At 70.8% G+C, this 26,816-nt stretch carries 30 protein-coding genes and 1 pseudogene; 26 read left to right on the forward strand and 5 right to left on the reverse strand.

Features of this window, described 5'->3' with window-relative positions; all coding sequences use genetic code 11:
* Positions 1–23: 23 nt before the first annotated feature.
* The 16 genes and pseudogenes from AB0469_RS05555 to AB0469_RS05630 all read left to right on the forward strand — a co-directional run.
* Positions 24–1,319, forward strand: coding sequence for a methyltransferase domain-containing protein (locus AB0469_RS05555; protein WP_366450031.1), 1,296 nt, complete (start codon positions 24–26; stop codon positions 1,317–1,319).
* Positions 1,316–1,723, forward strand: coding sequence for a GFA family protein (locus tag AB0469_RS05560; protein WP_366450032.1), 408 nt, complete (start codon positions 1,316–1,318; stop codon positions 1,721–1,723). Before AB0469_RS05555 ends, AB0469_RS05560 begins: the two co-directional genes overlap by 4 nt.
* Before the next feature lie 31 nt (positions 1,724–1,754).
* A complete protein-coding gene (locus AB0469_RS05565; protein ID WP_366450033.1) occupies positions 1,755–2,564 on the forward strand; it encodes a methyltransferase in 810 nt (269 codons plus the stop codon).
* A complete protein-coding gene (locus AB0469_RS05570) occupies positions 2,561–3,943 on the forward strand; it encodes an NUDIX domain-containing protein (protein WP_366450034.1) in 1,383 nt (460 codons plus the stop codon). Before AB0469_RS05565 ends, AB0469_RS05570 begins: the two co-directional genes overlap by 4 nt.
* Before the next feature lie 29 nt (positions 3,944–3,972).
* Positions 3,973–4,452 carry a GNAT family N-acetyltransferase gene (locus AB0469_RS05575; RefSeq protein ID WP_366450035.1) on the forward strand — a complete coding sequence of 160 codons (480 nt, stop codon included), beginning with the start codon at positions 3,973–3,975 and terminating at the stop codon, positions 4,450–4,452.
* A complete protein-coding gene (locus AB0469_RS05580) occupies positions 4,449–4,952 on the forward strand; it encodes an NUDIX hydrolase (RefSeq protein ID WP_366450036.1) in 504 nt (167 codons plus the stop codon). Before AB0469_RS05575 ends, AB0469_RS05580 begins: the two co-directional genes overlap by 4 nt.
* Entirely contained in the window at positions 4,953–5,618 is a 666-nt protein-coding gene (locus tag AB0469_RS05585) for a M15 family metallopeptidase (protein WP_366450037.1), read from the forward strand. It begins immediately after the preceding gene.
* Positions 5,619–5,648: 30 nt separating this feature from the next.
* On the forward strand, positions 5,649–8,024 hold the full coding sequence (fxlM, locus tag AB0469_RS05590) for a methyltransferase, FxLD system (protein ID WP_366450038.1): 2,376 nt from the start codon (positions 5,649–5,651) through the stop codon (positions 8,022–8,024).
* Positions 8,021–8,599, forward strand: coding sequence for an AAA family ATPase (locus AB0469_RS05595; protein WP_366450040.1), 579 nt, complete (start codon positions 8,021–8,023; stop codon positions 8,597–8,599). Before fxlM ends, AB0469_RS05595 begins: the two co-directional genes overlap by 4 nt.
* Positions 8,599–9,558, forward strand: coding sequence for a hydroxymethylbilane synthase (gene hemC / locus AB0469_RS05600; RefSeq protein WP_366450041.1), 960 nt, complete (start codon positions 8,599–8,601; stop codon positions 9,556–9,558). The genes AB0469_RS05595 and hemC overlap by 1 nt, the downstream gene beginning before the upstream one ends.
* 26 nt (positions 9,559–9,584) lie before the next feature.
* Positions 9,585–10,454 (forward strand): hypothetical protein, encoded by an 870-nt coding sequence (locus AB0469_RS05605; RefSeq protein ID WP_366450042.1) that lies wholly within the window; start codon positions 9,585–9,587, stop codon positions 10,452–10,454.
* Positions 10,455–10,547: 93 nt separating this feature from the next.
* Positions 10,548–11,309, forward strand: a complete 762-nt coding sequence (locus AB0469_RS05610) for a PIG-L family deacetylase (RefSeq protein WP_366450043.1) — start codon at positions 10,548–10,550, stop codon at positions 11,307–11,309.
* Between the two features lie 69 nt (positions 11,310–11,378).
* Entirely contained in the window at positions 11,379–11,507 is a 129-nt protein-coding gene (locus tag AB0469_RS05615; protein ID WP_366450044.1) for a hypothetical protein, read from the forward strand.
* Between the two features lie 204 nt (positions 11,508–11,711).
* Positions 11,712–12,263 (forward strand): AAA family ATPase, encoded by a 552-nt coding sequence (locus AB0469_RS05620; protein WP_366450045.1) that lies wholly within the window; start codon positions 11,712–11,714, stop codon positions 12,261–12,263.
* Positions 12,264–12,435: 172 nt separating this feature from the next.
* Positions 12,436–12,654 carry a DUF397 domain-containing protein gene (locus AB0469_RS05625; protein WP_366450046.1) on the forward strand — a complete coding sequence of 73 codons (219 nt, stop codon included), beginning with the start codon at positions 12,436–12,438 and terminating at the stop codon, positions 12,652–12,654.
* Positions 12,655–12,780, forward strand: a pseudogene (locus AB0469_RS05630) (IS5/IS1182 family transposase); the annotation flags it as partial. It abuts the gene before it with no gap.
* A gap of 271 nt (positions 12,781–13,051) precedes the next feature.
* Here AB0469_RS05630 and AB0469_RS05635 read toward each other — a convergent pair.
* Both AB0469_RS05635 and AB0469_RS05640 read right to left on the reverse strand, forming a co-directional pair.
* Positions 13,052–13,477 carry a thioesterase family protein gene (locus AB0469_RS05635; protein WP_366450047.1) on the reverse strand — a complete coding sequence of 142 codons (426 nt, stop codon included), beginning with the start codon at positions 13,475–13,477 and terminating at the stop codon, positions 13,052–13,054.
* 229 nt (positions 13,478–13,706) lie between these two features.
* A complete protein-coding gene (locus AB0469_RS05640; RefSeq protein WP_366450048.1) occupies positions 13,707–15,053 on the reverse strand; it encodes a helix-turn-helix transcriptional regulator in 1,347 nt (448 codons plus the stop codon).
* A 1,037-nt stretch (positions 15,054–16,090) separates the two neighbouring features.
* On the opposite strand from AB0469_RS05640, the gene AB0469_RS05645 reads away from it, so the two are divergent.
* From AB0469_RS05645 to AB0469_RS05685, 9 genes are all read left to right on the forward strand, one after another.
* Positions 16,091–17,224 carry a hypothetical protein gene (locus AB0469_RS05645; protein ID WP_366450049.1) on the forward strand — a complete coding sequence of 378 codons (1,134 nt, stop codon included), beginning with the start codon at positions 16,091–16,093 and terminating at the stop codon, positions 17,222–17,224.
* Positions 17,221–17,976: an ATP-binding protein gene (locus AB0469_RS05650; protein WP_366450050.1), complete on the forward strand. Its 756-nt coding sequence runs from the start codon at positions 17,221–17,223 to the stop codon at positions 17,974–17,976. Before AB0469_RS05645 ends, AB0469_RS05650 begins: the two co-directional genes overlap by 4 nt.
* A gap of 115 nt (positions 17,977–18,091) precedes the next feature.
* Positions 18,092–18,739, forward strand: coding sequence for a WhiB family transcriptional regulator (locus AB0469_RS05655; protein WP_366450051.1), 648 nt, complete (start codon positions 18,092–18,094; stop codon positions 18,737–18,739).
* An 82-nt stretch (positions 18,740–18,821) separates the two neighbouring features.
* Positions 18,822–19,814, forward strand: coding sequence for a DUF2637 domain-containing protein (locus tag AB0469_RS05660; RefSeq protein WP_366450052.1), 993 nt, complete (start codon positions 18,822–18,824; stop codon positions 19,812–19,814).
* Positions 19,811–20,002 carry a hypothetical protein gene (locus tag AB0469_RS05665; protein ID WP_366450053.1) on the forward strand — a complete coding sequence of 64 codons (192 nt, stop codon included), beginning with the start codon at positions 19,811–19,813 and terminating at the stop codon, positions 20,000–20,002. The genes AB0469_RS05660 and AB0469_RS05665 overlap by 4 nt, the downstream gene beginning before the upstream one ends.
* Before the next feature lie 438 nt (positions 20,003–20,440).
* Entirely contained in the window at positions 20,441–20,770 is a 330-nt protein-coding gene (gene mobC / locus AB0469_RS05670) for a plasmid mobilization relaxosome protein MobC (protein WP_366450054.1), read from the forward strand.
* A gap of 14 nt (positions 20,771–20,784) precedes the next feature.
* Complete coding sequence (locus tag AB0469_RS05675) at positions 20,785–22,497, forward strand: mobilization protein (RefSeq protein WP_366450055.1); 1,713 nt, start codon at positions 20,785–20,787, stop codon at positions 22,495–22,497.
* A gap of 104 nt (positions 22,498–22,601) precedes the next feature.
* Positions 22,602–23,033, forward strand: coding sequence for a hypothetical protein (locus AB0469_RS05680; RefSeq protein WP_366450056.1), 432 nt, complete (start codon positions 22,602–22,604; stop codon positions 23,031–23,033).
* 100 nt (positions 23,034–23,133) lie between these two features.
* Complete coding sequence (locus AB0469_RS05685; protein WP_366450057.1) at positions 23,134–23,808, forward strand: hypothetical protein; 675 nt, start codon at positions 23,134–23,136, stop codon at positions 23,806–23,808.
* A 168-nt stretch (positions 23,809–23,976) separates the two neighbouring features.
* Here the strand turns inward: AB0469_RS05685 and AB0469_RS05690 are convergent, their stop codons facing one another.
* The 3 genes from AB0469_RS05690 to AB0469_RS05700 form a co-directional block, all read right to left on the reverse strand.
* Positions 23,977–24,756 carry a DUF317 domain-containing protein gene (locus AB0469_RS05690; RefSeq protein WP_366450235.1) on the reverse strand — a complete coding sequence of 260 codons (780 nt, stop codon included), beginning with the start codon at positions 24,754–24,756 and terminating at the stop codon, positions 23,977–23,979.
* 15 nt (positions 24,757–24,771) lie between these two features.
* Positions 24,772–25,068 (reverse strand): hypothetical protein, encoded by a 297-nt coding sequence (locus AB0469_RS05695; RefSeq protein ID WP_366450236.1) that lies wholly within the window; start codon positions 25,066–25,068, stop codon positions 24,772–24,774.
* Positions 25,069–25,223: 155 nt separating this feature from the next.
* Positions 25,224–25,583 (reverse strand): DUF317 domain-containing protein, encoded by a 360-nt coding sequence (locus tag AB0469_RS05700; protein WP_366450058.1) that lies wholly within the window; start codon positions 25,581–25,583, stop codon positions 25,224–25,226.
* A 407-nt stretch (positions 25,584–25,990) separates the two neighbouring features.
* Here AB0469_RS05700 and AB0469_RS05705 point away from each other — a divergent pair, with 407 nt between their 5' ends.
* Entirely contained in the window at positions 25,991–26,815 is an 825-nt protein-coding gene (locus AB0469_RS05705; protein WP_366450059.1) for a class I SAM-dependent methyltransferase, read from the forward strand.
* Position 26,816: the final 1 nt, after the last annotated feature.

Genomic DNA, 26,816 nt, shown 5'->3' on the forward strand with positions numbered 1-26,816 from the left:
CACCCCGACCCCAGGAGTCGTACGTGCTCGATCCCCTCGTGCCGCCCGCCCGGACCGACGCCTCCCCCGACGAGGAAACGAAGGCGGCGCGGGCGGAGATGGTCGCCGGGCTGGAAGCCGCCGGCCACCTCCGTCCGGGCCCGGTCCGGGACGCCTTCCTCGCGGTGCGGCGGGAGGTTCTGATGCCGCAGGCCTACGTGCGGCGCAGCAAGCCGGACGAGACCCCGCGCTGGGACCTGCTCGACTGGTGCGTGCCCGCGGACCGGGAGGAGCTGCTCGGGCTGCTGTACGGCGGGGAGAGCGTGCTGATCCAGCATGACGGCGAGCCGATCCTGGGCCGGGTGCCGGGCCCGCGGTCGGGCGGGTCGATGACGGCGATGTCCAGCACGGTCGGCATGACCGTCGCCCGCCTCCAGCACCTCGACCTGCGCCCGGGCCAGCGGGTCCTGGACATCGGGACCGGGGCGGGGGTGACCGCGGCAGTGGCGTGCCGGATCGCGGGGGAAGCCGGGGTGGTCACCATGGACAGGGACGAGCACGTCACCGCCGCGGCCCGCGAACGGCTCGCTGAGCTCGGTCACCGGCCGACGGTCGTGACGGGTGAAGGCCAGGACGGATGGTCCCCAGGGGCCGGCTACGACCGGATCTTCGTGTCCTACGCCGTGACCCGGGTGCCGGAGGCCTGGCCGCAACAGCTGGCCGCCAGCGGGCTCGCACTGGCGACCCTGTCAACGTCCTCACCGTCCTGGCCGGGCCTGGCCATCGTCACGAAGACCACGGCCGGGCGAGCTCAGGCCCGCTTGGAGGCAGTGGCGCTCGGGCACCGGGCCGGTCACGGCTGGAGGCAGATCTTCCTCAACTCCCGCTTGCGGGAACGGATCGATGCCACGGATGGCGGCAGCACCGTGACCACGCGCACGGGTCCGCCGTCGGACGAGGCGCGCGGGATGTGGCTGGCCTTGGACCACCTGCATCCCGGCCTCGTACGGAACTGGGCCGCCGACCACCTGGTCATCGGGGCGCCCGACTGCGGCTCCTGGGTCACCGCCCGCCCGGACACCGCCGCCACCTGGGCTGTCACGGTCTGCGGGCCACGCGACATCTGGTCTGAAATCCAGGACACCGCCACTCGCTGGCAGGCCGCCGGATGCCCGTCCTCGTACCGGCTGCACCTCGAACCGGGCGGAACCCAGTGGGTCAGCGCTGGCACCGGATCGACCGAGCTGTCCTGGCCGCTGCCCGGCGCGTCGAACCCGGCGACGGCCGTCCCGCCTCAGGCCACCGAACCCGGACTGTCACCGAAGGAGACGAGCCGATGAACTCGCCCACCCCTGCCGCCACCGCGCCTCGGTCCGGCTCCTGCCAGTGCGGCACGATCCAGTTCACGGTGTCCGGGGAGCCCGACTACCCCCACACCTGCAGTTGCCGCGACTGCCAGAGGCTGTCGGGAGCACCGATGATGTCGTGGGTGTCCTTCCCCCTCGACGGCCTGGCATGGAGCAGCGGAGAGCCGTCGTGGCATTACACGTGGCCGGACTCCAGGCGCGGCTTCTGCCCGTCCTGCGGCAGCCAGGTCTGCGCCCTCGACGACGACGCCTCCAGCATCGCGGTCACCCTCTCCGCGCTCGGCAACCCGCCCGACCTGGTCCCGGTCAACCAGAGCTTCCGCGAGCACGCCGTGCCCTGGCTGCCCCAGGTCCCCGACACCCGCGCCCGCACCTGACCCCGCGCCCGCACCACGAGATCGGAGACCCGTGTCCCTGTTCGACTCGGTGGAACACCACTACGCCCGCTACCGCCCCCGACTACCCGACCAGGTCGTCGAGCTCCTGGCCCAGGAACTGGCCGGGGCGCAAGCGCCCAGACTGCTGGACCTCGGCGCCGGCACCGGACAGGTCGCCCTGTCCATGTTCCCTGCCCTGCCTCCCGCGGCCCACCTGGACCTCGTGGACCAGGACGAGGGCATGCTCCGCACCGCACTCGACGAGCTCCGACCGCACCTGGGCGAGCGCACCGCCACGGTGCACGCCGTCCCGGCCGAGAAGTTCACCCCGGCCCAACCCGGCTACCAGGCGGATCTGGTCACCTGCTGCCGGGCGTTCCACTGGATGGACCGCCCCGCGGTGCTGGCCATGGCCGACCGGGTGGCCGCCCCGCACGCCGTCGTCGCGATCATGGGCGACGGCAGCCTGTGGACACACGAGGCGGAGTGGACCGTCGCCCTCAAGGCCCTGATTCAGTCCCATCTGGGAGAAGATCGCCGTGCAGGCACCACCGGCACCTATCGCGAGCCCGGCCGCCGCTACGAAGACGACCTCGCCGACTCCCCATTCAGCGACATCACCGAGCACCGCATCCCCTTCACCCGTGCCTGGACACCCCGCAGCGTCCTGGGCTACCTGCGGTCCACCAGCTTCGCCCGGCCCGACCTCTTCACCGACCACAGCGGATTCGAGGAACAGGCAGAGGACCTCCTCCTCCGGCACGCGAAGCAGAACGGAGTCCTGCGCGAGGACGGCGTGTTCACCGTGCTGCTCGCCCGCCGCCCGGGGGTATCTCGGTGAGCGGCGGGGCCCGGCACACCGTTCCGGTCGACGTCCACCTGATCCTGCGCTGCAACCGTGAAAGTGGCCCGGCGGTGCTGTTGTCCCGCCGCGCAGGACCGGTGTACGCGTCGGGCCTGTGGCACCTCCCGTCCGGACACCTCGACCCCGACGAGGACATGGTCGACGCCGTGATCCGCGAGGCCCGCGAGGAGACGGGCGTACTCATCGAGGCGCAGGACGTGACCGCGGCGGTCACCGTCCACCACCGCCCGCCCGTGGGCTCCCGCTCCCGTCTCGGTGTCTTCTTCGAGGTGCGACGGTGGTCGGGGCGGCCTCGGATCATGGAGCCGGACCGGTGTGACGGCATGGACTGGTACCCGCTGGACGCCCTGCCCGATCCGATGGTGGCGTACTGCCGGGCCGGTCTGGACGCCTACCGCGCGGGCCTGCCGGCCGCCGTGCACTTCCAGCAGCCGGGCGACGCCATCGAGTACGGCCCTGACGGTGCCGACCGCACCCGGCTCCTGTCCGGACCGCCCGTCGGCGAGGTGGAGCTGCCGTACCGGCTGCGGGTGTTCGCCGAGCGGGCCATCGGCCGGATCGCGCACGCATCGGAGGTGTCCTGGGTCCGGACCGGCAGCCGGGTGTGGAAGCTCACCGGGCCCGGCGGCGGCACCTGGTACCTGAAACGGCACCGCGGGCCGAAGTTCCACGGCCGGGAGGTGGCCGCGTACCGGTCGTGGGTGCCGGCGCTGGGGCCACGGGCTCCCCGTCTGGTCTCGGCCGATGCCGAGGCGCAGGCCGTCGTCGTCACCGCACTGTCCGGGCGCCCGCTGCACGGCATGGTCCTTGACCCGGCCGACGAGGCGCGCATCCAGCACGGCCTGGGTCGTCTCACCAGCGCCCTGCACCGCAGCGCACCCGAGCGGCCCGCCGCCTCTGTGACGGCCGCCGACAAGATCAAGCGTCACCTGGAGGGCGCTCGGCCATACCTGGTGAACGGGGACGAAGACTTGGTCCTTGCCCTGGCCGGCACGTACGCCGGGCTGCCGCTTCCGTCGCTCGTGCCTACGCACGGGGACCTGCAGTACCGCAATGTCCTGCTCGGCACCGACGGCGAACCGCTGCTGTTCGACTTCGAGCGTTCCGAGTACAACACCGCGACCAGGGACATGGTGCGGCTGAGCGATACCTGGACCGGCCGACCGGATCTCCGTGCCGCGTTCCTCGACGGCTACGGCAGGCGCCTGACCCCCGCCGAGGAGCTCCGCCTGGACTGCGAAGCCGCCTTCGACGCCGTCTCAGGCATCGCCTACGGCACCAGCCACGGCGACCCCGAAGTCACCGAACGCGGCCTTCGCACCCTGCGCCGTCTCCACACCATCCACCACCCCTGACCCCGGCCCCTCAACAGGAAGGAATCCCCGTGCCCGAACCCCGCCTGGCCACCTCGGCCGACGCCGCAGAGATCGCACGCCTGCGCTCGGACAACATCCTCAGCGAACCGCTCGACGACAGCTGGCTCGCCACGTGCGCCGACCAGCTCGCCTTACGCCTCCAGGACGGAGGCGACGCCCGGGCGTACGTCGTCGACTCCCTCGCCGGCGGGCTCGCCACGTGCGCCCTGGGCCTGGTCCACGCCGTCCTGCCCGCCCCGAAGTACCCCAAGGGCCTGGCCGTACGGATCCACGCGGTCGCCACCGACCCGGACCACCGGCGCAATGGCTATGCCAAGGCGGCCCTCGCCGCGCTCCTCGACCACCTGGAAAGTGACGGTGTCACCCTCTACGAGCTGTACGCCAGCGAAGGGTCCGGCCCGCTTTACGAGCAGCTCGGCTTCGCCGCCGACCCGGCGCTGATGCGCATGACCCGCTTCCCCTCCCCGGCTGACGGGAGCGGATCGTGAGCAGGAAGTGGCTCCCTCCGGAGGAGTTCGCCGCGACCCTTCCGCACGCCACGGTCTTCGGGGCCGTGTTCTTCACCGACGAGGATGACCGGCCCGTCCAGCTGCGCGCCACGTACTCCAGCACCCACCCGTGGCAGTGGCCGGGCGGCATCGCGGAGGCCGGCGAGCGTCCGTGGGAGACCGCAGTGCGTGAATGCGGGGAGGAGACCGGGATCCACCTGGCGGGACCGCCGAAGCTCCTGGCGACGGTGTTCGGGCTGCCGGGAAAGGACTGGCCGCTGGCCACGGTCGGGTTCGTCTTCGACGGCGGACGGCTGCCTCCCGGGAAGCTGGCCGGGATCGTGCTCGACCCGGACGAGCACGACCAGGTCCGGGCCCTGACGGTGCCCGAGTGGCAGGAGCTGATGCCAGGACGGGACCACGCCCGGCTCCAGGCCGTGATGGCCGCCCGCCAATCCGGGGTCCCGGCGTACTTCGATACCTGGGACTGGGAGGTCTGAATGAGCGTCGTCCTGATGTCCGACCCGCGGGTTGCCGCGATCCCGGTCGTGGAGAACGGCGAGCCCCTCGTCGATGTCCGCGCCGACGGCCAACTCCTTCTCGATGACCGCCGTGCCGATCCCGCGTACGCGTTCGCGCACCTCCGCTCCGGTGTCCTCGACCGGTTGCTGCACGCCCAGTCGCTGCTGCCCGACGGCCTGCGCTTCCTCGTCGTCGAAGGCTTCCGGCCCCCGGCCCTCCAGCAGCGGTACTTCGAGGAGTACGCGGCTGAGCTCCGCGCGGCCCACGCCGACTGGCCGGCGGAGGAGCTGAGGGCGAAGGCGAGCCGGTACGTGTCACCGCCGGAGATCGCCCCGCACAGCGCCGGCGCGGCCGTCGACCTGACCCTCGTCACCGCGGACGGCACCGAACTGGACATGGGCACCCGCGTCAACGCCAGCCCGGAAGAGAGCGCGGGCGCCTGCTACACCCTGGCCGACGGGCTCTCCCACCAGGCCCGGCTGCACCGCTCCGCCCTCAGCCGTGCGCTCACGGCCGCCGGACTCGTCAACTACGGCACGGAGTGGTGGCACTGGTCCTTTGGCGACCGCTATTGGGCCCTGATGACCAGCCAACCTGCAGCCCTCTACGGACCCGCCTCCCAGCACCCCATCAACCGCCGCTGAGCCACCCGCCCCAGAGGGAGCACGCACCGCATGAGCACCACCCATACCGCACAGGACTGGCACGCCCACTACGAGGCCGGCCGCGACTTCAGCCCCCTGACCGACACCGAGAAGACCATCCTCACCGAGCACCTGGCCCTACCCGAAGGCACCCAGGGGTCCAGGGCCCTGGAAGTGGCCTGCGGGACCGGCGAGCTAGCCCGGTTCCTAGCCGCGGCCGGGTACCAGGTCGACGCCGTGGACTGGGCCCAGGCCGCCGTCGAACGGGCCGCCGCGGCCTCGACCGACGGGGTCGTCTGCCACCGGCTCGACCTCACAGGCGGGGATCTCTCCTCCCTCGCCGCGGACGGGACCGGACGCTACCGGCTGATCACCATGCGCCGGGCCCTGGCCCACCTGCCCGACCGCACCCGCACGGTCGCCGAACTCGCCACCCTCCTCGACGAAGACGGCACACTGTGCGTGATCACCCCGCACGCCGACCGGCACCCGGAAGAGCTCCGCGGGATCTGCCTGGACAACGCCGAGATCGACCTCCTCGCCGACGGCTGGCAGCACACCGGCCGCTTCGACGCCGACGGCTCCACCGTCCTGCTGCTGCGCGGGCCCAAGACCGACCCCGTCACCTACAGCGAGAAGCGGACCCCGAAGCCAGCCGCCATGGCCGGTGTCGCCGTCGTCGTCACCAACGAGCACGGGCAGGTACTCCTCGGCTGGAATCCCTCCCGCGCCGTGTGGGAACTCCCCGCCGGAAAGGTGGAGCCGGGCGAGGCATTCGAGGCCACCGCTGTACGCGAACTCGCCGAGGAGGCAGGCCTGCAGGCCCGGCCGGAATCGGTGCTCCTGCTGGGCACGCTCTGCGACTCCACGCACGGCTTCACCCGGATCACCGGGATCGCCCGCATCACCGACTACACCGGCGAGCCGACCGTCCGCGAACCCGAGCTGATCACCCGGTGGGAGTGGCACACTCCTTCCGCCGTCCGGCACCTGCCCCAGCCGCTGTTCACGGCGTCCGCCCAGGCACTGAACAACGTGTGGCCCGGGCTCCTGCCCGGCGTCCCGCCGGCGCATCACACGCCCCGGCCCGCCGGGGACGTGGCGCTGAAGTTCGCCGAACCGGCTGCCGCGGTCCGCATGCGTGAGCAGCTGGTCCTCGACCTCACGGAAGCCGGGTGGACCGACACCCCGGAACTGCAGAGGGCGTTCACGGTCGTGCCCCGGCACGCCTTCCTGCCCGAGCAGCCTCTCGCCCGCGCGTACGTCAATGAGGCTGTGGCCACCGTGTTCGACGAGGACACCGGGCGGTCGATGAGTTCCGTGTCCCAGCCGGAGATGCAGGCAGTCATGCTGCGCCGCGCGGGCCTCCGGCCGGGCGACAACGTCCTGGAGATCGGGGGCGGCGGATACAACGCGTCCCTGATTGCCGAACTCGTCGGCCCGGCCGGTTCTGTGGTGTGCGTGGAGATCGACCCCTACGTACACGCCCGTACGGAACGGTTCCTGGCCGAGACCGGGTACGCGGACCGGGTCCGGGCCATCCTGGGCGACGGCACCCATGGCGGCCCCGGACACCTCATCCCGGAGAACGGCTTCGACGCCATCCTCGTCACCGTCGCCTCGAACGACGTGCCGTGGCGGTGGACACACCAGCTCGCGGAAGGCGGGCACCTGGTGGTGCCCCTGCGGATCGGCGGGTTCACCCGGGCCGTCGGGCTCCGCAAGCAAGGCCCGGTGCTGGTGTCCACGGCGATCAGCCCATGCGGGTTCGTCCCCATGCAGGGAGCCGGCCGGTGGGACGAGACCCCGGCCCCGATCGGGGACACCGGCTACGGCATCCGCTGGGAGGACACCCCGCCCGCCCCACTCGACGGCCTGGACCGCGCCCTGGCCGAGGGCGGACCGGAGCTGTGGACCGGAGCGACCGTGCACGGCGACGAGTCGTTCGAAGACCTCCAGCTGTGGCTGGCCACGTCCCTGAGCGGGTTCTGCCGGATGGAGGGGGATCCGGACCGGCCGGGCCCCGTGCGGCTGCCGAAGCGGTCGGGGGCCGAGGCCATCATCCTGGGGCGCTCGCTGGCCTGCCTGATGACGGAGCGGCGTGAGCACGACGAGCCCAACGGCACATCCACTTGGGAGTTCGGGGTCCAGGGCTTCGGGCCGGACGGCAAGGCCGCCGCAGACACCCTGGCTGCTGCGGTTCTCGCCTGGGACCAGGAGCTGCGGGGCCGGGCCACGCCCCGGCTGACGGTGATGCCCGCAGGCACCCCCGACTCGGCCCTCCCCGCCGGGCACGTCGTCGAGAAGACCGACTGCCGCATCGTGGTCACCTGGCCCGGCCGTGACGGGGCCGATGACTGCAGCGTTGGACAGACCACCGCGCCAGAGAGGTCGGACGAGCAGTGATCATCTGGACCAACGGGGCCTTCGGCAGCGGGAAAAGCACCCTGGCCGCTGGCCTGCACCAGGCACTGCCCGGCTCGGTGGTCGCCGACCCGGAGGACATCGGCGACCTGCTGCGCCGCACCCTCAGCGGGCACCCCGGCAGGCTCCGCGACTATCAGGACTACCCGGCCTGGCGGCGCCTGGCCACGGCCTACATCGGCGAGATCGCCGCCCACACGGGCGGCCACGTCATCGTGCCCATGACCGTGCTCAATCCCGCATACGCCGCCGAGATGTTCGCACCCCTGCGCTCGTCGCCCGGCCTCGTCCATCTCGTCCTCCACGCCGGTCCGAACGAGCTGGGCGCCCGGATCGACTCGAGCGAGGAGTTCCCCGGTGACAAGGCCGGCAACGAGGCCGTCCGCGCGTACCGGCGGCGCCGGGCACCCGACTACGCCGCTGCCGCTGCCGCGTGGATGCATGCCGACGGCCGCGTCATCGACACCAGCACCCTGTCGGCGGACGCGGTCCTCCAGACCGCCCTCACCCATCTCTCGCCCGCCCGCCTCACCACCGCCGATGGAGCCCGACCCTGATGACCAGCGCCACCACCCTCACCAACCTCCGCCTGGGAACCCGGCCCAGCCCCATGGCCATGGAACAGACCGGCCGCTTCGCCGGCGCCTTCCGGGCCCGGTACCCGCAGGCGGGCCTCGACATCATCGAGATCGTCTCCGAGGGCGACCGGCACCGCGGCCCGCTCTCGGCGATCGGCGGCAAAGGGGCCTTCACCCGCAACGCCGACCGACACCTCCTCGACGGACGCGTCCAGGCCACCATCGCGTGCGCCAAGGACGTACCCGGCCCACACGACCGCTCCCCTGGCATCACCGTCGGAGCAGTCCTGCCCCGCGAGGACACCCGCGACGCCCTCGTCCTCCCCACCGGCCGCCCCGCGGCCGCTCTCGCGCAGCTGCCGCCCGGCACCAGGGTGGGAACCAGCGCACCCCGCCGGTCAGCCCTCCTCAAAGCCCTCCACCCGACGCTCATTCCGGTACCGATCCGCGGCAACGCCGACAGCCGGCTCCGCGCCCTCGACGAGGGAACGCTCGGCGCGGACGTCATGATCGCCGCCCTGGCCGGCCTGCGCCGCCTCGGCCTGGAGCACCGGGCCTCCGAGATCCTTGACCCCGCCCTCTGGCTACCCGCAGCGGGCGCGGGCATCGTGATCATCGAGCACCGGGCCGACGACCCCACCACTGGGGCACTGCTCGCCCCGCTCACCCATGCCCCCACCCGCATCCTGCTCGACGCCGAACGGGCCGCACTCGCCACCCTGCACGGCGGCTGCCTCACCGCCGCCTCCGCCCACGCCAGCCTCGACACCTCAGCCGGCATGGTCACCGTGCACGCCGTCGTCCTGGATCCAGCCGGCGGCACCCCGCTGCGCGCCGCCACCACCGGACCCGCAGCCGAGGCCGCAGCTGTCGGGCAGGCCGCTGGGCAGCGGCTCCTCGCCGCCGGAGCCGCACGCCTCCTTGGAACACCCTCATGACCGGATCGGCCGCACCCGAAGGACCTGTGTTCGCCCCGCCACAGGCCCGGGCCGACCAGGAACGCATGCGCCGGGCGCACGACTCCGCCGCCCAAACATTCTCCGTGACCCCGGCAGGACCCGAAGCGTGGGGTTGGCAGGGCCGCACCCTGGGCCGCCGCGCCGACCGGTGGTGGCTGCGCCTGGTCAGCACACCGGTTGACAAACGCGGTGGCCACCTCTGGGACGGCACCGCCACCGCGGACGCCGCCCTGCCACGGTCCGTTCCCCGGCCGCGCCTCCACGGCGTCACCGAGTGGACGGCCGACGACACCGCGTACCGGGCCGAACTGTCCGAGTACGTGCCCCTGCCCGCCCTCCAGGCAGGCGGACCCGTCCTGCGGACCGAGGCGCAGTTGCCGGGCACGTGGTGGAGCGACCTGCTGTCCGCGCTGACGACCACCGCCGCCGTACCGACCGGCAGGCAGGCCGTGCGGCAGCAGTGGATCGACCGCAACTTCACCCGTTTCCTCGGCATCCCCTGCCCCGAGACCGTCGTGTGGACCACCGGCCACGGCGACCTGCACTGGGGCAACCTCACGGCAGCGCCCCTGGTGATCCTCGACTGGGAGGGCTGGGGCCTGGTCCCCACGGGGTTCGACGCGGGCCTGCTCCACGCCTACTCACTGCGCGCGCCCGCCACGGCCACCAGGATCCGCCGCACGTTCCGCCACCTCCTCGACACCCCGGTCGGCAGGGTCGGGGAGCTGGTCGCCCTCGCCCAACTCCTCCAGGTCACCGCCCGCGGCGGACACCCCGACCTCGCGCCCTGCCTCGTCCGGCACGTCGAACACCTCACCGGCAGAACCGTCCCGCACCACTCACCCCGGCCTGACGACACGAACAGCGGAAAGTAAGCGCCCCGCCGACACCCCCGCACAGCCCCGCGACCCACCGACCCGGCCGCCGCACCGCGGGCCCAGTCCCCTTGCTCACAGAACGGAGCCCCCGTGTCCGCTCCCAGCATCCTCGCGGTCTACGCCCACCCCGACGACGAGTCCCTCGTTGCCGGGGGCGTCCTCGCCAAGCACGCGGCGGCCGGCGCCCGGACCGCCGTCGTCACGGCCACCTGGGCCGCGGACAGCCACCGCGCCGCCGAACTCGCCGACGCCCTGACGCACCTCTGCGCGGGAAAGCCCCGCATGCTCGGGTACGCCGACCTCCGCGTCCCCGACTCCGCCCCCGGACAGCCCTCGTTCGTCGACTCCCCGCTGGACGAGACCGTGGAGCGTCTGGTGGCCCATGTACGAGAGTTTCGGCCCGACCTGATCGTCACCCACGACGCACACGGCTCCTCCGGGCACCCCGACCACATCCACACCCACCGCGTCGCTCTGCTCGCCGCCCACGCGGCCGGCATCCCGGGCGTCTTCCCTCAGGCCGGGCCTCCCTGGCAGCCCAGAGCCCTGTACCTCTCCACGCACCCGGAGTCCGCCAGCTCCGGCCTGGCCGGTCTAGTCGCAGGTGTCGGCAAGCGCCTCCACACGGTCCCGGACGATCTGGTCACTGCGGCCGTGGACGTCCGCCCATGGATGGACCGCAAGTGGGCCGCCATCCGCGCACACCGATCGGAGACGGCACGAAGCCGCTCACTCCCGGCCCTCTTGAACGGGCTATCGGCATCGGAGCGGGAGGCAGTTCTCGGTACCGAGCACTTCATCCGCCGCGACCTCGTTTCCACACACAGAGACCTGCCAGAACTGACAGCCTGAGAGGAGGCTGGCGCGCGGTGGCGCCTGCTGTACTTCCCGGTCCGCCGGGAGGAGCTACTCCGGCGGCTCGTGGAACGCAACCAGCGCGAGGACCCGAACGCCCTTCGGGTGACCGCATCGGCACTGGACGACTTCTTCGCCCGGTTCGAGGTGCCTCGAGGCGAGGGCGAGGAGATCATCGGCCCGAACTGGCTGTGACCGCTGGCCGACGGTTCCAGGTCATCAGGGCACCACCATCGAGGCTGTTTTCCCCCAAGCCGGTGTCTGCGCCAGGGAGACAGGCCCTGCACGTACGAGAAACCGGGCCTGCGGCCCGATAGCCCTCCAGCTCGTCCAGGCCCCGGCACGATCCCTCGCCTAATCGGGCGAAAGTACCGGCTCACACCTTCGGGAGATCAGCGAATGCCAGCCCAACCGACCCTCGTGGTGATCAGCGGTCCACCCGGCACCGGCAAGACCACCCTCGCGCACGGCCTCGCCGACGAGCTCGGCTGCCCGGCGATCGTCCGTGACGAGATCAAGCAGGGCATGCTCATGAGCACGGGAATCGGCCAGCTTGGCGGCGACGACCTCAACATCCCCGTCATGCAAGCCTTCTTCGACACACTCAGCATGCTCGTCCAGGCCGGCGTCACCGTCGTCGCCGAGGCCGCCTACCAGGACCGACTCTGGCGACCCGGACTCGTACCGCTCGCCAAGATCGCCAACCTTCGCATCATCCGCTGCACCGCCCCCACTCCAGCCATCGTCGAGCGGATGACCGAACGCGCGGACTCTGACCGGCATCGGGCAGCGCACAGCGACCGGCAGCTTCTCGCCGACATCGCCGCCGGCACCTATGTGCCGGAACAGTTCACAGACATCTCCCTCGACGCGCCCACGCTGCTGGTCGACACGTCTAACGGCTACCAACCGGGGACCCCAGAGATCATCGCCTTCATCCGAGCTCGATGACTTCGGGCCTCACGCAGCTGCCGGTCAGCCCATGCGTACCCCACGTTCGGCGTAGAACCCCGTGAAATGCTCCACCGGCAGGAGCGCCGCTTCGAATTCCTGCCCCAGGGCACGCTACCTGCCGACGAAGCCCCGAAGTTCATCGGAAACTCCCACGAGAGGCCTGATCACCATGAGCGCCACCAGGGGCACCGGTCTCCCCACGGACGTATGGACGAAATCCTCGTACAGCGGTGAAGGCGGTGGAACCTGCCTCGAGGCCTGCGCACAGCCGGAGGAGGGCCGCGACGTTCTCATCCGCGACTCGAAGCGCAAGGCGGAGCCGGCCCATCCCGTGATCCGCTTCGGCTCGGCAGCTTGGTGTGTGTTCACCACCAATCTGCGCCTGTAGTTACGCAGGCGGGGCATCCAGCACGCGAGCCCGGAGAAGACGGACAGTCGGGCCGCCCGTCTGCGCATAGGCTCACGCGGAGGGCGGCCACCGGGCTTCGACGAGGAGCGATACAGGAAGCGGAACACCGCCGAATGGGCCATCAGCACGCCCTTCATCCACTGGGCACCCGACGGCTGGTCGCACTGGCCCGTGCTGGCCGCTTGCTCAGCACGAAATCGACCGGGCGGCGACCAACATCCGCTGCTGTGGCACGGCTTCGCCGGACGCACCACCCTGGGACTGCTCGCCGTCAAGAATGATCGACCATCCCTACAAGTGGCACCACACCCAAAGGAGATGCGGGCAACAGCGCCCGAAGCAAAGGATCGATGAAGCCCGCTGCCTCGCTGATGTTTCAGCTGTCGGCGCTTTGGGCGCTGTCGGCATAGCTGTTGAACACGTCGAGTTCGTCCTGCTCAAAGCGGCGGATGCCGCCCCGGATGGAGTCGTAGCCGGCCACGACGGAGGTCGCGGTGGCGTAGACGCGCTCGTCGTCCTTAACCTCAAAGTGGAAGGTCAGGGAGACCCGCTTGACGTCGGTCACCCAGGCTTCGATGCGGACCGGGGTCTCCCAGGTCTCGAGCGGGTGCTTGTAGCGAATGGTCTGCTCGCGCAGGAGGAAGTTGCGGGCCAGGCGCTCGGCGGGGTCTTTGGGTACCAGCATGCTGAACATGCGCATGCGGGTCTCTTCCAGCAGGACCCCGTAGCGGCTGGAGTTGAGGTGTCCGTTCGCGTCGAGGTCCGACCAGCGAACGGGGCAGTGGTAGATGTGTCGAGACACAGCGGCTCCTGAGGGTTGTGGGATCTGCGGCACCATCGAGGCGCCCGGCCGATCCACGGAGGGACTGGCGCATCCCCCGTCGACGAAGGCCCGGGGGCTGCTGGGATCGGTCGTCCGGACGCTCCGTGTCATCCGGACGACCACGCCTCGACCTCCCAGCCCCCAGACGGAAACAGCACCGGTCGTGACATTAAGTGACTTGCTTCGGTCAACTGGCTAGCCACACCAGCTAGCGGGCCAGGTCCTCGCCCGCCTGGAGGTCGTTGAAGATCTCGCGAAGGAGGGTGGCACGGAGGTCCGCCTGGGGCAGCTGCTCACTGAGTCGGCTGGACGCCGCTTGGACGGAGTTCGGCAGCGAGGCGCGCAGGAGCAGCTTCAGCTCCGCTCGTGCCTGGGGGTCGACGATCGGCTGGTGGATGCGGTCGATTACGGCTCCGGCCCCCAGCTGCGTGATGCCCCACTCTCCAGGCACTTCCTGGATGGCCCAGACCACGAAGTGGTTCTTGGGCGACAGGGTGAGCTGGCACTCCGGGCCGGCCAGCGCGCTCAGCGCGGGAAGCGAGATGCCGTCGGGGCCGGCGAGTGCTGCGGCCTCGTTCGCGCTGTCGACGACCAGGCGAGCGGTGAGCGCACGGGCCGCGCGGCGGCGGGCGGCATCGGCTTCGGCCTGGGCGGAGGGCTGCGGGGTGGGCGTGCTGGGCTCGGCATGGGCCCATGCGTTGCGCTTGCCTCCCAGGGCGTCGGTCTCGTCGTCCGAGGACTCGGTCTCGACCCAGGTGATCACTACGAATCGGCAGTGGGGCATGGACGCCGGGTACAGGACGTGGGAGACGACTTCGATGGTCTCCCAGCCCAGGGCAGGGATGATCATCCGGAAAACGTGACCGTCCCGGTCGGCCTCCAGGTCGGCCTCGGTCCGCCAGATCCGCTCGACGTCCGGGTTCTGGCGCACCTCTGCAATCAGGTCTACGAGCTCGGCGTTGTCCTTGTGAGTGGCCTGGGCGAACTTCAGCAGACGGACGTAGGCCGCGGCGTGCATCTCCCATTCGTGGTACTGGGTGCGCGCCTCGGGGTTCGTCAGGGCCCAGCGCATGAGATTGGCTCGCGGCTCCATGACCCAGGGCCACCACTCGGCCATCGCCGCGTTGTAGGCGAGGATGTTCCAGTTGCGGTCGGTGAGGTACGTGGGCGAGGGCATCTGCCTGTCGATCAGCAGGCGAAGTGCCCGGCGCAGCTCCGGACTGGCGTCGATCTGCGGGTCGCCGTCGAGCGTGGTGCCGATGTTGTAGAGGAGCAGGGCGTGGCGCTCGCTCTTGTCGAGTCCAAGCAGATCCGCGAGCGCCTCGCACTGAGGCTTGGTGAACCGGGGCGGAACAGCCCCCTTCTCCACGTTGCGGTAGGTCCGGACCCCCATGCCGAGGGCCTTGGCCACCGGGGCTTGGGTGATCCCCGCCGCCTGGCGCCATCGCTTCAGCCAGCCGCCGAACCCCATGAACTGGCCGGCGATCTCTCCGCCGTGTGCGCCCTTGTTCTCGGCGTGGTCATCGCCGAAGGGGACTATCCCCTGAGCAACCATGAGGCTCTTCCTTTGTCTCCGCAGTCTCCAGGGCAGCGTCCGGTCGAGGGCATGAAAAAGAGGGGCTGCACGAATGCAGGCCCCCCGGCCAGACGTCTCCCACAAAGACGATACGACGACGTCGAACACTTTCCACAATTTGTGGCCTCGACCACAGGTCGCTTAGTTAAACGTGCAACCATGACCGTCGACCCCCGGCCGCCTTCCGTGACGAATCTAGACATTCCCTCACTTGCAGTTTCCCATGATCGAGAAAGCGGCAAATCCTTGCCGGTTTTCCTTGCAAGGGGGCGAATGGTCATTCACGCCACCGGCGGCCAACCCCGGCAAGTTGCACCCGGCCCCCCAATACCCCTTACAGGCATAGGGTGTTACGCGCACCCCCGCCCAGCCTCCGCACATCCCGCACATCCATCTACGCGCGTGGAATCGCCTTTGAGATGCCGTTGACGAAGGCTTTGCCTGCGGGCTTAAATCCAGACCTGACCAGCCGGTACAGAGCGACAGCCTGCCGGTTCATGAACGCGGGGGCCCTTTTGAAGATCCTTTTCGGCGTACCGGGGGTACGCCTAGACGGCATCGCCGCACGACGGCTCACACCTGCACGCCCGGACCCTTCGGTGAAATGTGTGGCACATACAACCTTTCACGGTCTGTAGAGCCAGGTCTGGATCTTGCGCGGGCGTCTGCGTATGTTCGTCGTCCCCCACCGGGAGGCAACCCGGTGACCGGCGAAAGGAACGCATGCAGGACGCACCGAGCGGCTAGTCCGTAAAAGCAATCGGCGCCCGGGAGAGGCAACTCCCGGGCGCCGGACGCGAAGAGTCCTATCTCCAGCCGAGGCAACGGCCGGAGAGACCCGTCATCACCGCGCCGGCCCTTCCTACGGGGCACACCGGCTGCGGCATCACTCAGGGAGAGTTTTGCATGGGCACGCCCCTGCGCGAAAGGCCGGACCCTCGGGCCGCTGCCGCGGACTGTGCAGCGAACGCCGCTCACCCGCCCGTTTCGGGCCTCTGGCGCGGGGGTGAGGTCTGATGGCCCGCATTCGCACCATCAAGCCGGAGGCTTTCGAATCCGAGGACCTTGCCGCCGTCGATGTCACCGCGGTGCTCACGTTCTTCGGGCTGCTGACCCAGGCGGACGACTCCGGCCGGTTCCGCGACCACCCGGCCATCATCGCCGGGCGTCTGTGGGCGCTGCGCCCGGAGCACACCCCCGCCCACGTCGCCCAGGACCTAGAGCAGCTGGCCGCAGCCGGCCTGGTGTGCCGGTACACCGGCTGCGACGGCAAGTCCTGGCTGCACATCGTGACCTGGGACCGACACCAGAAGATCAACCGCGCTTCGGAGTCCCGGCTGCCCCGCTGCCCGGCCCACGAGGCGGCGAAGGCGTGCGGCGAGTGCGACCGCCCCCAGTGCCACACCCACCCCCATACGGCGGCCAGCCCCCAGCAATCGGCCCCTGAGGCCCCCAAGGCGCCCGTCAACGCCGCCGCTGGAGGCGACTCCGCAGCCCCTCACGGAGCACTCACGCGAATCGTTCTGTCCGGTTCGCCCGAATCCACGCCCGCTGTGACGCGCGCCACTCCCATCCAGGAGGGTGAGACCGCGGCCACAATGCCCCAGCACCCGCCCCTCGCGAGCCCTGCAAGGGAATCCGCAGGTCAGGGCGCCGCAACCCAAGCGGACGGCGTGACGGGCGCCACATTCACTGAGGGTTCACGGTCTGGATCTAGGATCTTGGATCCTGGATCTTCCCGTAGGGGGCGCGAGGCGCCCACGCACGGCTCCTCCTCGGAGACAGCGCTGGATGCGGCCGAGGCACGCGAGTGGTCGGCGAAGGTCTTGATGGCCGAGTACCTACGCGGCTGCCCCGGAGGGCGTCCGCCGAAGAAATTCCTCGGGCACCTGGGCAAAGAGATCCGCTCGCTGCTGGACGAGGGCTACGGCCCCGACGTCCTGAGGCCGGCGCTGGAGCGGCTGCGCACCAAGGGGCTGAACCCCAGCGTCCTACCGAGCCTGGTCAACGAACTCCTCAACGCCGGGCCGTCGTCGAGCTCGAGCCCGTCCTCCGCCTCCGGCGCGGGGCTCTGGGCCAGCGCCTCCCCCGCCTACACGCCGTACTTCAACCCCACCGAGCCGACCGGCACCTTCGGAGTCGCCCTGTGAACCGCACCAGCCTCGCCGACCCTCAGGCTCCCGCGGACAACGCTGCGATGGCCTGGATGCGGCGCAAGCTTGCCGAGCGCGGCATCGACCCCACCGCCCCCGTCGCGGACACCCCGAGAGCGATCCCCGCTCTGGAGGCCGCTCAGCTGCGCATCCCTCGCGACTACCGCGAGGCCCAGGTTGAGCACCCCGCAGTAGCAGAGTGGGTCCGCGCCATCGCCGCCAGCGCCGTCGGTGCTGCGGCAAGCCCGCTGCTTCCGCACTGGGGTAAACCTGGCCAGCGGGAGATCACCCACGGCCGCAGCCTGCTGCTGTGGGGCTCGACCGGCGCCGGAAAGACGCACCAGGCGTACGCCGCCATCCGCGCTCTGACCGCCGCCGGGTGCGGGGTGCAGTGGCAGGCCACGACCGCCGCCGACCTGTACGGGGAGATGCGGTCCCGCGGGGGCCTCGATCCGGAGTACCTGCTGCGCCGGATCGTGCGGATCCCGCTGCTGCTCCTGGACGACCTCGGCGCTGCCAAGACCAGCGAGTGGACCGAGGAGATCACCTTCCGCTTGCTGAACTGGCGTGCGCAGAACCACCTGCCGACGATCATCACCTCGAACCTGCCGCCGGTCCACATGCCCGGGATGGCCTCCGGCCAGCCGGTGCTGCGGGACAAGGTCGGCGACCGCGTGCTGAGCCGCCTGTCCGGCATGTGCACCCCGGTCCACCTCGACGGACCCGACCGCCGCTTCCGCGCCGCCTGACCCGCCGCGCCCACCATCTTCCACCGCCCGGCCCGCGAGCCGGTCCGCCGGCACCCGCCGCCGCCTGCCACACCCTCTCGCCGTGCTGCCTGGCATGTCCTGGAGATCCAATCCCATGCGCCACATCACCACCAACACCCAGCCCGTCCCCGACCTGCGCGGCATCGCCGACATCTCGTGGCACGACCAAAGGAACTGCCGCGACCTCGACCCTGCCGAAGCCGACCGGCTGTTCTTCCCCGCTCCGCGGGCCCACACCGCCATCGCCGAGGCCAAGACCCTGTGCGGCGCTTGCCCCGTCCGGCAGGCTTGCTTCAGCCACGCCCTGGACAACGACATCCGGTGGGGCCTGTGGGGCGGGCTGACCGAGGCGGAACGGAAGCCCTGGCGTGCCAAGGTCGCCAAGCGACTCGACTACCAGCGGGTCCGCGCCGCCCTCATGGGCCGGGATGTCCATCTCTCCGCTGCTGAACGCGATGCCGTCACCCGAGCCGCACACGTACGTGGATGGAGCGCGTCGCGGCTGGCCTACGCCCTTGCGGTCGACCTCGACCACGCCCGCGACCTCCTGCGCGAGGCCCGCCACGCGGTGGCCGACCGCGACCGGTACTGGAAGGTCCCGGCCGCGGACAGCGAAGAAGTCGGCGCCCCGGACCAGGGCAAGGAGGCCAGCAGCGAGACCGACCCCGAGGAAACGTTCTGCCAGGTGCCCCGCCAGGCCCAGACGCACGAACTGATCAATGCCCTGAAGAAGGCGGCCTGAACTGCCCGACGCTATCTCCCGCCCGGTCCACCACCGGCGGACACACACCACATCCTCCAGCGAGTCCGGAGAAAGGGAGCCTTTGACCGAGGAGACCGCCGACCGATACGCCCTGATCGCTGCCGGGTCAGTGATCATCGTCCTGACCGGCGCCGGATTCTGGCTCTCCTACGCCCACCTCGCCGAAGTCGCAGGGCGACACGGACTGAACAGCTCGCCCATCCGACAGTGGGCCTGGCCCGCCACGCTGGACATGTTCATCGTGGCCGGCGAACTCCTCATGCTGCGGGCCGGACTTCGCCGAGTGACGGACTGGTGGGCGGTCGGACTGACCGCTGTCGGATCACTCGGCTCGATCGCCCTGAACGTGGCCGGCGTGAACGGCACCACGACCGGTCCGGTCCCGCTCCTGGACTACCTGGTCGCGGCGGTCCCACCGACCGGCGCAATGCTGGCCTTCGGTGTCCTGATGCGGCAGATCCAGCAGCGCGTCGCCAGGCCGGTCCAGAACAGTCGGACCGATACCCGGACCGGGTCGGGACCGAGCGGGACCGCCGAACACCCGGACCGTACGGAAACCCGGACCGGACCCAACCCGGACCGGACCGACACCCCCACCGGACCGCCCCACCCCGGCCCGAAACCCGGACCGACCCCGGACCCAAGCCGGACCGCCGAACACCCGGACCGTACGGAAACCCGGACCGGACCCAACCCGGACCGGACCGACACCCCCACCGGACCGCCCCACCCCGGCCCGAAACCCGGACCGAATCGGACCAGGACCGGACCGCTCCGCCCCGGAAGCGTCCGGGCCAGGGTGCACACCGGACGGTCGGACCGCCGGACCGGGCCGCGTCGCCTGTCCGAGGCCGAGGTTGTCGAGCTGGTCCTCCCGGACGTCCCTGCGGTCCTGGCGGCCGAGGGGAACGAGCAGATCACCAGGGCACAGCTGCGGAGCATCATGCGTGCCCGCGGAATCCCCCTCGGCAACGAGCACATCGGTCCCGTCCTGACCTCGCTGCGTGCCGCCACCACCTCCACCACATCCTCCGAAGGAGCCACCCGCCGATGAAGACGTGCAATCGGTTCACCGACCTGAAGGCCGGATACGAACGCGACATCACCTTCCTGCGTAACCACGCCGCGCTTCACGCGGGCAGCAACGCCTCGAAGTCGAGCACACGTCACGCCCTGGCGGTGAAGCAGAACATGGCCAGGGCGCTCGCCCGCCATTACTCGCGCTGCCCCCTGTGCACGTGAGTTGCCCCCTGCCCGTACGGCGGCCCGGAGCAACGCCCGGGCTGCCGCCCCGTTCCCGCACCTAACCTCCCGAAAGGGGCCAAATTCCACATGCCCACAGCCAAGAACCCGCCGGAAGGGGAGCGGGACCAGCCCGACGAACCGGCCGAAGCGCCCGGCCATGACGGCCGTTCCTTCGACACCAACTCGCTCCCAGGAGGAGCAAGTTATCCCTTTGGACACTCCACCATCGGCGGAGTGTCCAAAGGGGTCCCCGCCCCTGGGGGGCGGGGCCTCGTCCGGCGCCGGGGGACGCCTGACGAGGAGGCTGCGACCGAGGGCGGATCGCAGCAAGGAGGAGACCAACAGCCCGCGCTCGACTCCGCGTCAGCCTCCGCCGCCCGTACTCGCCGTCGTACGTACAAACGGCGTCAGCGCCCCAACGTGTGCAGCGTCCGTATGAGCGACGACGAACTCGCGCTCGTCGCGACCGCCGCCAAGACCGCCGGCGTCACCCTCGCCGGCTTCTTCGCCCGTGCCGCTCTCAGTGCCTCGCGCGACCCGCAGACCAGCGCCGCCGCGATCGCGGGGCGCCGCGAGGTGGTCGCCGAGCTGTTCGCCGCTCGCCGGCACCTCGGACAGATCGGCAACAACCTGAACCAGCTGACCCGCGCCATCAACTCCGGTGCCCAGCCGCCCGACGCCCAACTTGACTCCGTACTCGACGCGGTCCACCGCGCCTCCGCCCGCGTCCAGGGCGCCACCGACCAGCTCCTCGAACACACCTAGGACTCCACACCACCATGGTCCCCAGGATCCACAAGCGCGGGCAGCGCACCATCGGCCTTCTGTACTACCTGTACGGGCCCGGCAAGGCCGAGGAGCACGTCGACCCGCACCTGGTGGCGTCCTGGGATCACAGCGCCCCCGACCCCGGCCGCGACGCCAAGGCCACGTACAAGCAGCTGCAGCAGCTCCTCGACCAGCCCCTGGCCCTGCTCACCGAAGACGAGCGGCCGAAGAAGCACGTGTGGCACCTGTCGGTGCGCAACGGCCCCACCGACCGGACCCTGTCCGACGAAGAATGGGGCGACGTCGCCCGTCGCATGGTCGCCGCCGCCGGCATCGACGACCTTGCCCAGGGCTCCGGCTGCCGCTGGGTCGCCGTACGGCACGCGGACGACCACATCCACATTCTGGCCACCCTGGTGCGTGAGGACGGCAACCGCCCGGACCTCGACTTCGACGCTGTCCGCGTCCAGGCCGAGGCCCGCCGCCTGGAAGAAGAGCTGGGGCTGCGCCGCCTCAACCCCGGAGACGGCACCGCCGCCAAGCGGCCCACCAGCGCCGAACGCCACAAGGCCGCCCGCCAGGGCCGCGAGCGCACCGCCCGAGAGGAACTGCGCGAGACCGTCCGTCGGGCCGTGGCCGGCGCCGAGAGCGAGAAGGAGTTCTTCGACCGCCTGGGCGCCGCGGGCGTTCTGGTGCGCACCCGCGTCGCACCGTCCGGTGACCTCCTGGGTTACACGGTCGCGCTGCCCGGAGACGTCAACGCCCAAGGGGAACCGGTCTTCTACCCCGGCTCGAAGTTGGGCCCGGACCTGTCCCTGCCGCGGATCCGGGAGCGCTGGTCCGGCCACCAGAGCGGCAGCCGGGCCGCCGAGCAGGCGGTGCCGTCGGGTCCCGCATCGGCGCGGCGCCGGGCGAGCACGGCGCTGTGGCAGGCGGTGCTGGTCATGGACGGGGCGGACGACGCGGTGGCCGCGGCGTACATCGCGGCTGCCGGTGAGGTCCTGGACGCACTCGCGAAGACGTCGGCCGCACACACCCGGCGCGAACTGCGAGAGGCCGCCTTCGCCTTCGAGCGGGCCTCCCGCTCCCACGTGCGGGCCGAACGCGGGCACGACCGGGCCCTTCGTCAGGCTGCCCGTGACCTCGTCTACAGCGGTCCTGCGCTCGGGCGGGGAGAGGACGGGGCGACCACCGCGATGGTGATCGACGCCGTGTTCTTCCTGGTGACGGTGGCCGCGCACTGGCACGGGAAGAAGGCACACGCCCAGCAGGCCGCCGCCGCCCAGCTGGCCGCCGAGCACCTGCGCACGGCCTACCGGGCCGCCGCCGTGCAGCCGATGGGCGTGCTCGCCGTACGGGGCCGGTCGCTGGCTCTTCCGGTGCTGCGCCGCCAAGTCCTACGGGTCCGAGAAGCACTTCCGTCGGCGTTGGCCGAGCATGTCCTGGCGGAAGCCGGGTGGGCGGCGCTGGCAGCGACCCTGGCCGATGCCGAGGCGGCCGGGTACGACGCCACCGTCCTGCTGGCCGATGCTGCTGCCCGCCGGGAGCTGGCGAGCGCCGAGTCTGTGTCCGATGTGCTGGTGTGGCGGCTGCGCCGCGCGGCGGACCTGCCGGCCGACGCCCAGGCGACGCCTCTGCCCGGCGGCGGACCTGTCCCGTCGGACCCTGCACCGCAGAAGGCCGGGAACCCGGCCACGAAGGGCCCGCAGCGCCGCCGGAGGTGACCGGGGCATTCAGGAATTCGTGAGTTGCCGCAGATGGGGGCGGTGGGGCACGCTTCATGCCCCGCCGCCGTGTGCGGGGAGCCAACTCTGGGAGGGGAGCCCAAGTGTTCGGTCGCAGGAAGGCGAAGCAGGAGCGTGGAGAGATGGGGCCGGCGGGCGTCCCGTGGCTGGCGTACCCGGAGCCGCAGTGGCCCGAGCCCGCCCAGTCGGCGCCCGAACCCGCTCCGGCCGCCCCGGTCGTGGACGATTTCCTGCCGCCGGACTTCCGGATGGACACCGACGACGAGCTGGCCGGCCGGTTCATGCCCTGGCGGCGCCCCCTGGTCGTCGAGGGTGAGGTCCGCGCCTGCCCGCAGTGCCAGGCGTACCGAAACTGGGTCATCCTGTGCACCCAGGGCCGGATCTGGCTGCGCTGCCCCGCCGGCCACGAGACCGTGGAGCCGCGCCTGGACGTGGCCTGGTACAACCGCAACAGCGGTCCGAGCAACGGCAAGTTCGGCACGCTCGAGGAGGGCCTGCGCTCCCTCGAGCACTGATCCGGTGCACTGCGTCCCCCTGGACCCCCTGTATTCCTGCCCTGCCGCTCGGAGGAGGCGGCCACGGTCAGCCCACTCGCATCCGACCCAGGGAACCCGTATGCGCCTGCACCACTCCGCCATCCTCACCACCACCTGCCTCGCCCTCTGGGCCCTGACCAGCTGTTCCGCCCCGCCCTCCGACAACGCGCCCGCCGGGACGCAAGCGGAGACGCCCATACCTGTCGGCGTTGACCACGAAGTGCTGCCGTCGGAGCAACTGGCGGAGCGGCTGCTCACCGCCGACGACCTCGGCCCCGGCTACGCCGCCCGCCCCGCCGCAACCACGGCTTCGTCCGAGGCGTCCGTCGAGGGCTGCCCCCAACTGGATCAGCTGGGCAGCGCCGTGGACAACCCGTACGCGATGTTCCCGAACCAAGGGAAGCGCGTGTTCGCCGGCCCCGGCGGTACCCAGCTGACCGAGGAGCTGTACTCAGCACCGCCCAAGGACCTTTCCGCTGGGGTCGGGCGGATCATGGCCGCGATGGGCGCCTGCCCGTCGTACCAGCTGGTCACCTCCACCAGCGTGGCGGAGATCCGCACCCAGGTGGTGCCGGTGCCCCGTCTCGGTGACGAGCGGTGGGGGCTGGTCCTCACCGTCGCCGCTGGCGGGCGGCGCACCGTCATCCAGCAGACCGTGATTCGCGACGGGGCCGTGCTCCTGGTCGTCTCCGGCAGTCCGGCGGAAGTCACAGTCCACGGGCAGACCGCCCTGGCCAAGGCGACGGCCCGCTGAGCGCTTGGTCTGTCTCCCCGCCCGACTCACGCACAAGTGCTGAGGCCGGGCGGGGCGTCGGGCGTCGGTAGGCACTGCGACGGTCCGCTGGAGTCGCACATCGATCAATGACCGTAGCGAGATACAAAAGGCCGACGGCCGGACCCAAAGGGTCCGGCCGTCGGCGTATCAGACAGTCGGTTGCACAGTGAGCTGGCCCTCGCTGCTCTCCGGCAAGGTGTGGCGCAGCACCGGTGCGGGCGAGGCCAGGGAACCGGCGAAGGCCGCAACGAGATCATGCGGCGTGCTAGCGGAGAACATGGCGGCCCACAGAAGCCCGGCGCCCATCCTCGGTTCGCACCATGCCTGCCATCCCGCCGCTTCCGCCTCGGCATCGAGGGCGAGCGGATCGCCGTCCTGAATGCCCTCGTCCGGCAAAGTCGTGAAGGCCATGCTGGCGGCCAGCCGCGGGTCGGACATGGCGGTGGGGGTATCGATGTCGCGGACCCAACCACCGCCCGCCAGCGCATCGAGCACCGCCTGAGGTCCGGCATAGCCGTGGGCGGGATCCGGACGGTCCTCCAGGGCGAGCAGGAAGTCGGTGACGGCCTCGTGCGGGGTGCCGGCGGAGAAATACGCGTTCCACTGGGGAAGGCTGTCGGGGGTGGCGCGGGCAGAGACCGTCCATGCCACCGGCTGGTCGCCCAGGAGGATGGGCTCGTCGGCCAGCACCCACTGTGCCCAGCTCAGTGCGTCCGGAGCGACGTACAGGACGGTGCTGCGAAGAACCTGCCGTGCATCGTCGGACTCGTCAGGCTCACGCCGGCCCCGGACGAGGGTGAGGCTGGTCCAGCCCCCAGCAGCGAGGTGGGAGCCGACCTGATCGGCAAGGAGACCGTCGTCACCGGCGAGATGGCGCGGGGCGACCCAGTAGGCGGGAAAGGGAGAGGTATCAGGGGACGGGGGCAGAAGTGCTCCTTGTCGTCAGGGGGTTTCGCTGCTCGCATCATTGTCGGAGACGGCCCGCAGCCGCCGTCCACGGGCGGGCGGCTCGACCGGAGGCATCCAGGTAAGGGCCTCGGCGACCGGCCTGGGGAGGTATCCGTACTGCACCGCCTCCGCGTCCTCGGCGAGATAGACGATCGGTCGCCCGTCCTCGTCCGGGTCTACGGTCACGGCGCCCATCTTGTGGGCCATCGGGAAGAACGGGTTGATCGCGAGCCGGACCCGGGCAGAGGGGTCAACCGCGGACAGGTGTTTGATCAGGTCGGCGACGGTCATCTCGGCGCCGGGCGTGGGTTGGGGTGCCACGGTTCTCCTCACGGGTGGAAAGCGCTGCGGTGGATGCGGATGTGCACCGCGCGGCCTCCGGGAACGGGCCGCGATGGGTAGCCGCCGAAGGACGGGAGGCGCTGTCCCAGGCGGCGACGTAGTCACTACAGCCGTCGAGCTGTGGCGAGCACCTCGGAAACGGCAGCGGCCACGAGACGTGCCGGGGTTTGCGGATCGAAGACAACACGGTAGCCGGGCACCTTGTCGGTGCCGGTGACGGCCAGGACCCAGCCCTCGCCCTCGGCGCCGGGGCGCCCGTCGGGGAACCAGCCGAGATAGAGCCTGCCGTCGGCGGAGGAGATGTGGGTGTCGGCGCGGTCGTCGACGATGAGGGTGAAGTCGCCGTTCGCCTCGGGGAAGCAGTCGATGACCTCGGTCGGCTGGCCGGGCCCCAAGAGCCAGCTATGCAGTCGCAATTTTTCAATCGTGGTGCGGAACCCTGCGTTCGACAGCTCCACGGTCACCAGCATCACCTCTCTGACCTGGGGAAATCCCGAATTCTCGGGAAGGTCGTCTAGGTTGACATGCGCTGCGCCACCGCACCACCCCTTGCAGGAACTTTCCTGTCTGCCACCGGCGAACTACCATCGCAGCCTGCTGTGGGATCTCGGATGGCGCGACCGGATGTTTTCGCCGTCCCCCTTCATCCCTCGGGGTGAAGGCGGAGCGGCACAGCCCACTTGGACAGTCGCGCGGCACCCTAGCCTCCCGGCTGCTCCCGCTACCGCAGCAGCCTGACTCTTGGAGCCGGGTGCCATGGTGACAACGGACGAGGCCGGACCGTCGCAGGGCTCCGAAATTCAAGGTGATCACCTCTCCGTCTCCCCTACCCTGCCGGACACCAACAGCCCATCACGAGGAGGACTTTCCGATGACGAGCAGCGTCCCCGCCGTGCGTCCGGAGATCATCGACTTCTACACCCGGTCCAACGAAGCCGCCCGGCTCCTGGCCACCGCCACCGGTGCCCTGGAGTTCGCGCGCACCCGCGAGTTACTCCGCCGCCACCTCCCTCCCGCACCGGCCCGCGTGCTCGATGTCGGCGGCGGTCCTGGAGCCCACGCCCGGTGGCTCGCCGAGGACGGTTACACGGTCCACGTCGTGGACCCCGTCTCCAAGCACGTCACCCAGGCAGCCGCCGTCGACGGCGTCACGGCAGAGTTGGGCGACGCCCGCCATCTCGCCGCCACCGCTGACACGTATGACGTCGTGCTGCTCCTCGGACCGCTCTACCACCTCCACGACCAGCACGACCGGATCTCCGCGCTGACCGAAGCTGCCCGTGTGGCCCGGCCCGGTGGAGTCATCGCCGCAGCCGCGATCTCCCGCTATTCACCCCTCCTTGACTACATCGCGACCACCGGCATCACCGAGTCCGCGATCCAGGACGGCGTCCGCGACACCTTGGCCCAGGGCCGCTACGCCGGACAGCGCGGCTTCACCGTCGCCTACTTCCAGACCTCCACCGAACTGCGTGCGGAGATCACGGACGCCGGTCTCACCGACCCCACCCTCTACGGAATCGAAGGACCCGGCTGGGTGGCAGTCAAGGCCATCGAGAAGTACACCGGCGCCAACCTCATGGACACGGACATGTACGAAGCGGCCCTCGCCGCGGCGCGCATCGCGGAACCGCACGCCGCCCTCATTGACGCCTCTGCCCACATTCTCGCCGTCACCCAGCCCCGACCGGTCTAGG

Source organism: Streptomyces sp. NPDC093801 (assembly GCF_040701585.1).
In the GTDB taxonomy this organism is placed as follows: domain Bacteria; phylum Actinomycetota; class Actinomycetes; order Streptomycetales; family Streptomycetaceae; genus Streptomyces.

Coding starts and splice junctions, on each gene's coding strand:
- mobC (WP_366450054.1), top strand. CDS start 20,441: ATGAGCGACGACGAACTCGCGCTCGTCGCGACCGCCGCCAAGACCGCC.
- AB0469_RS05560 (WP_366450032.1), top strand. CDS start 1,316: ATGAACTCGCCCACCCCTGCCGCCACCGCGCCTCGGTCCGGCTCCTGC.
- AB0469_RS05685 (WP_366450057.1), top strand. CDS start 23,134: ATGCGCCTGCACCACTCCGCCATCCTCACCACCACCTGCCTCGCCCTC.
- AB0469_RS05620 (WP_366450045.1), top strand. CDS start 11,712: ATGCCAGCCCAACCGACCCTCGTGGTGATCAGCGGTCCACCCGGCACC.
- AB0469_RS05655 (WP_366450051.1), top strand. CDS start 18,092: ATGCGCCACATCACCACCAACACCCAGCCCGTCCCCGACCTGCGCGGC.
- fxlM (WP_366450038.1), top strand. CDS start 5,649: ATGAGCACCACCCATACCGCACAGGACTGGCACGCCCACTACGAGGCC.
- AB0469_RS05585 (WP_366450037.1), top strand. CDS start 4,953: ATGAGCGTCGTCCTGATGTCCGACCCGCGGGTTGCCGCGATCCCGGTC.
- AB0469_RS05665 (WP_366450053.1), top strand. CDS start 19,811: ATGAAGACGTGCAATCGGTTCACCGACCTGAAGGCCGGATACGAACGC.
- AB0469_RS05640 (WP_366450048.1), bottom strand. CDS start 15,053: ATGGTTGCTCAGGGGATAGTCCCCTTCGGCGATGACCACGCCGAGAAC.
- AB0469_RS05705 (WP_366450059.1), top strand. CDS start 25,991: ATGACGAGCAGCGTCCCCGCCGTGCGTCCGGAGATCATCGACTTCTAC.
- AB0469_RS05675 (WP_366450055.1), top strand. CDS start 20,785: ATGGTCCCCAGGATCCACAAGCGCGGGCAGCGCACCATCGGCCTTCTG.
- AB0469_RS05625 (WP_366450046.1), top strand. CDS start 12,436: ATGAGCGCCACCAGGGGCACCGGTCTCCCCACGGACGTATGGACGAAA.
- hemC (WP_366450041.1), top strand. CDS start 8,599: ATGACCAGCGCCACCACCCTCACCAACCTCCGCCTGGGAACCCGGCCC.
- AB0469_RS05645 (WP_366450049.1), top strand. CDS start 16,091: ATGGCCCGCATTCGCACCATCAAGCCGGAGGCTTTCGAATCCGAGGAC.
- AB0469_RS05695 (WP_366450236.1), bottom strand. CDS start 25,068: ATGACCGTCGCCGACCTGATCAAACACCTGTCCGCGGTTGACCCCTCT.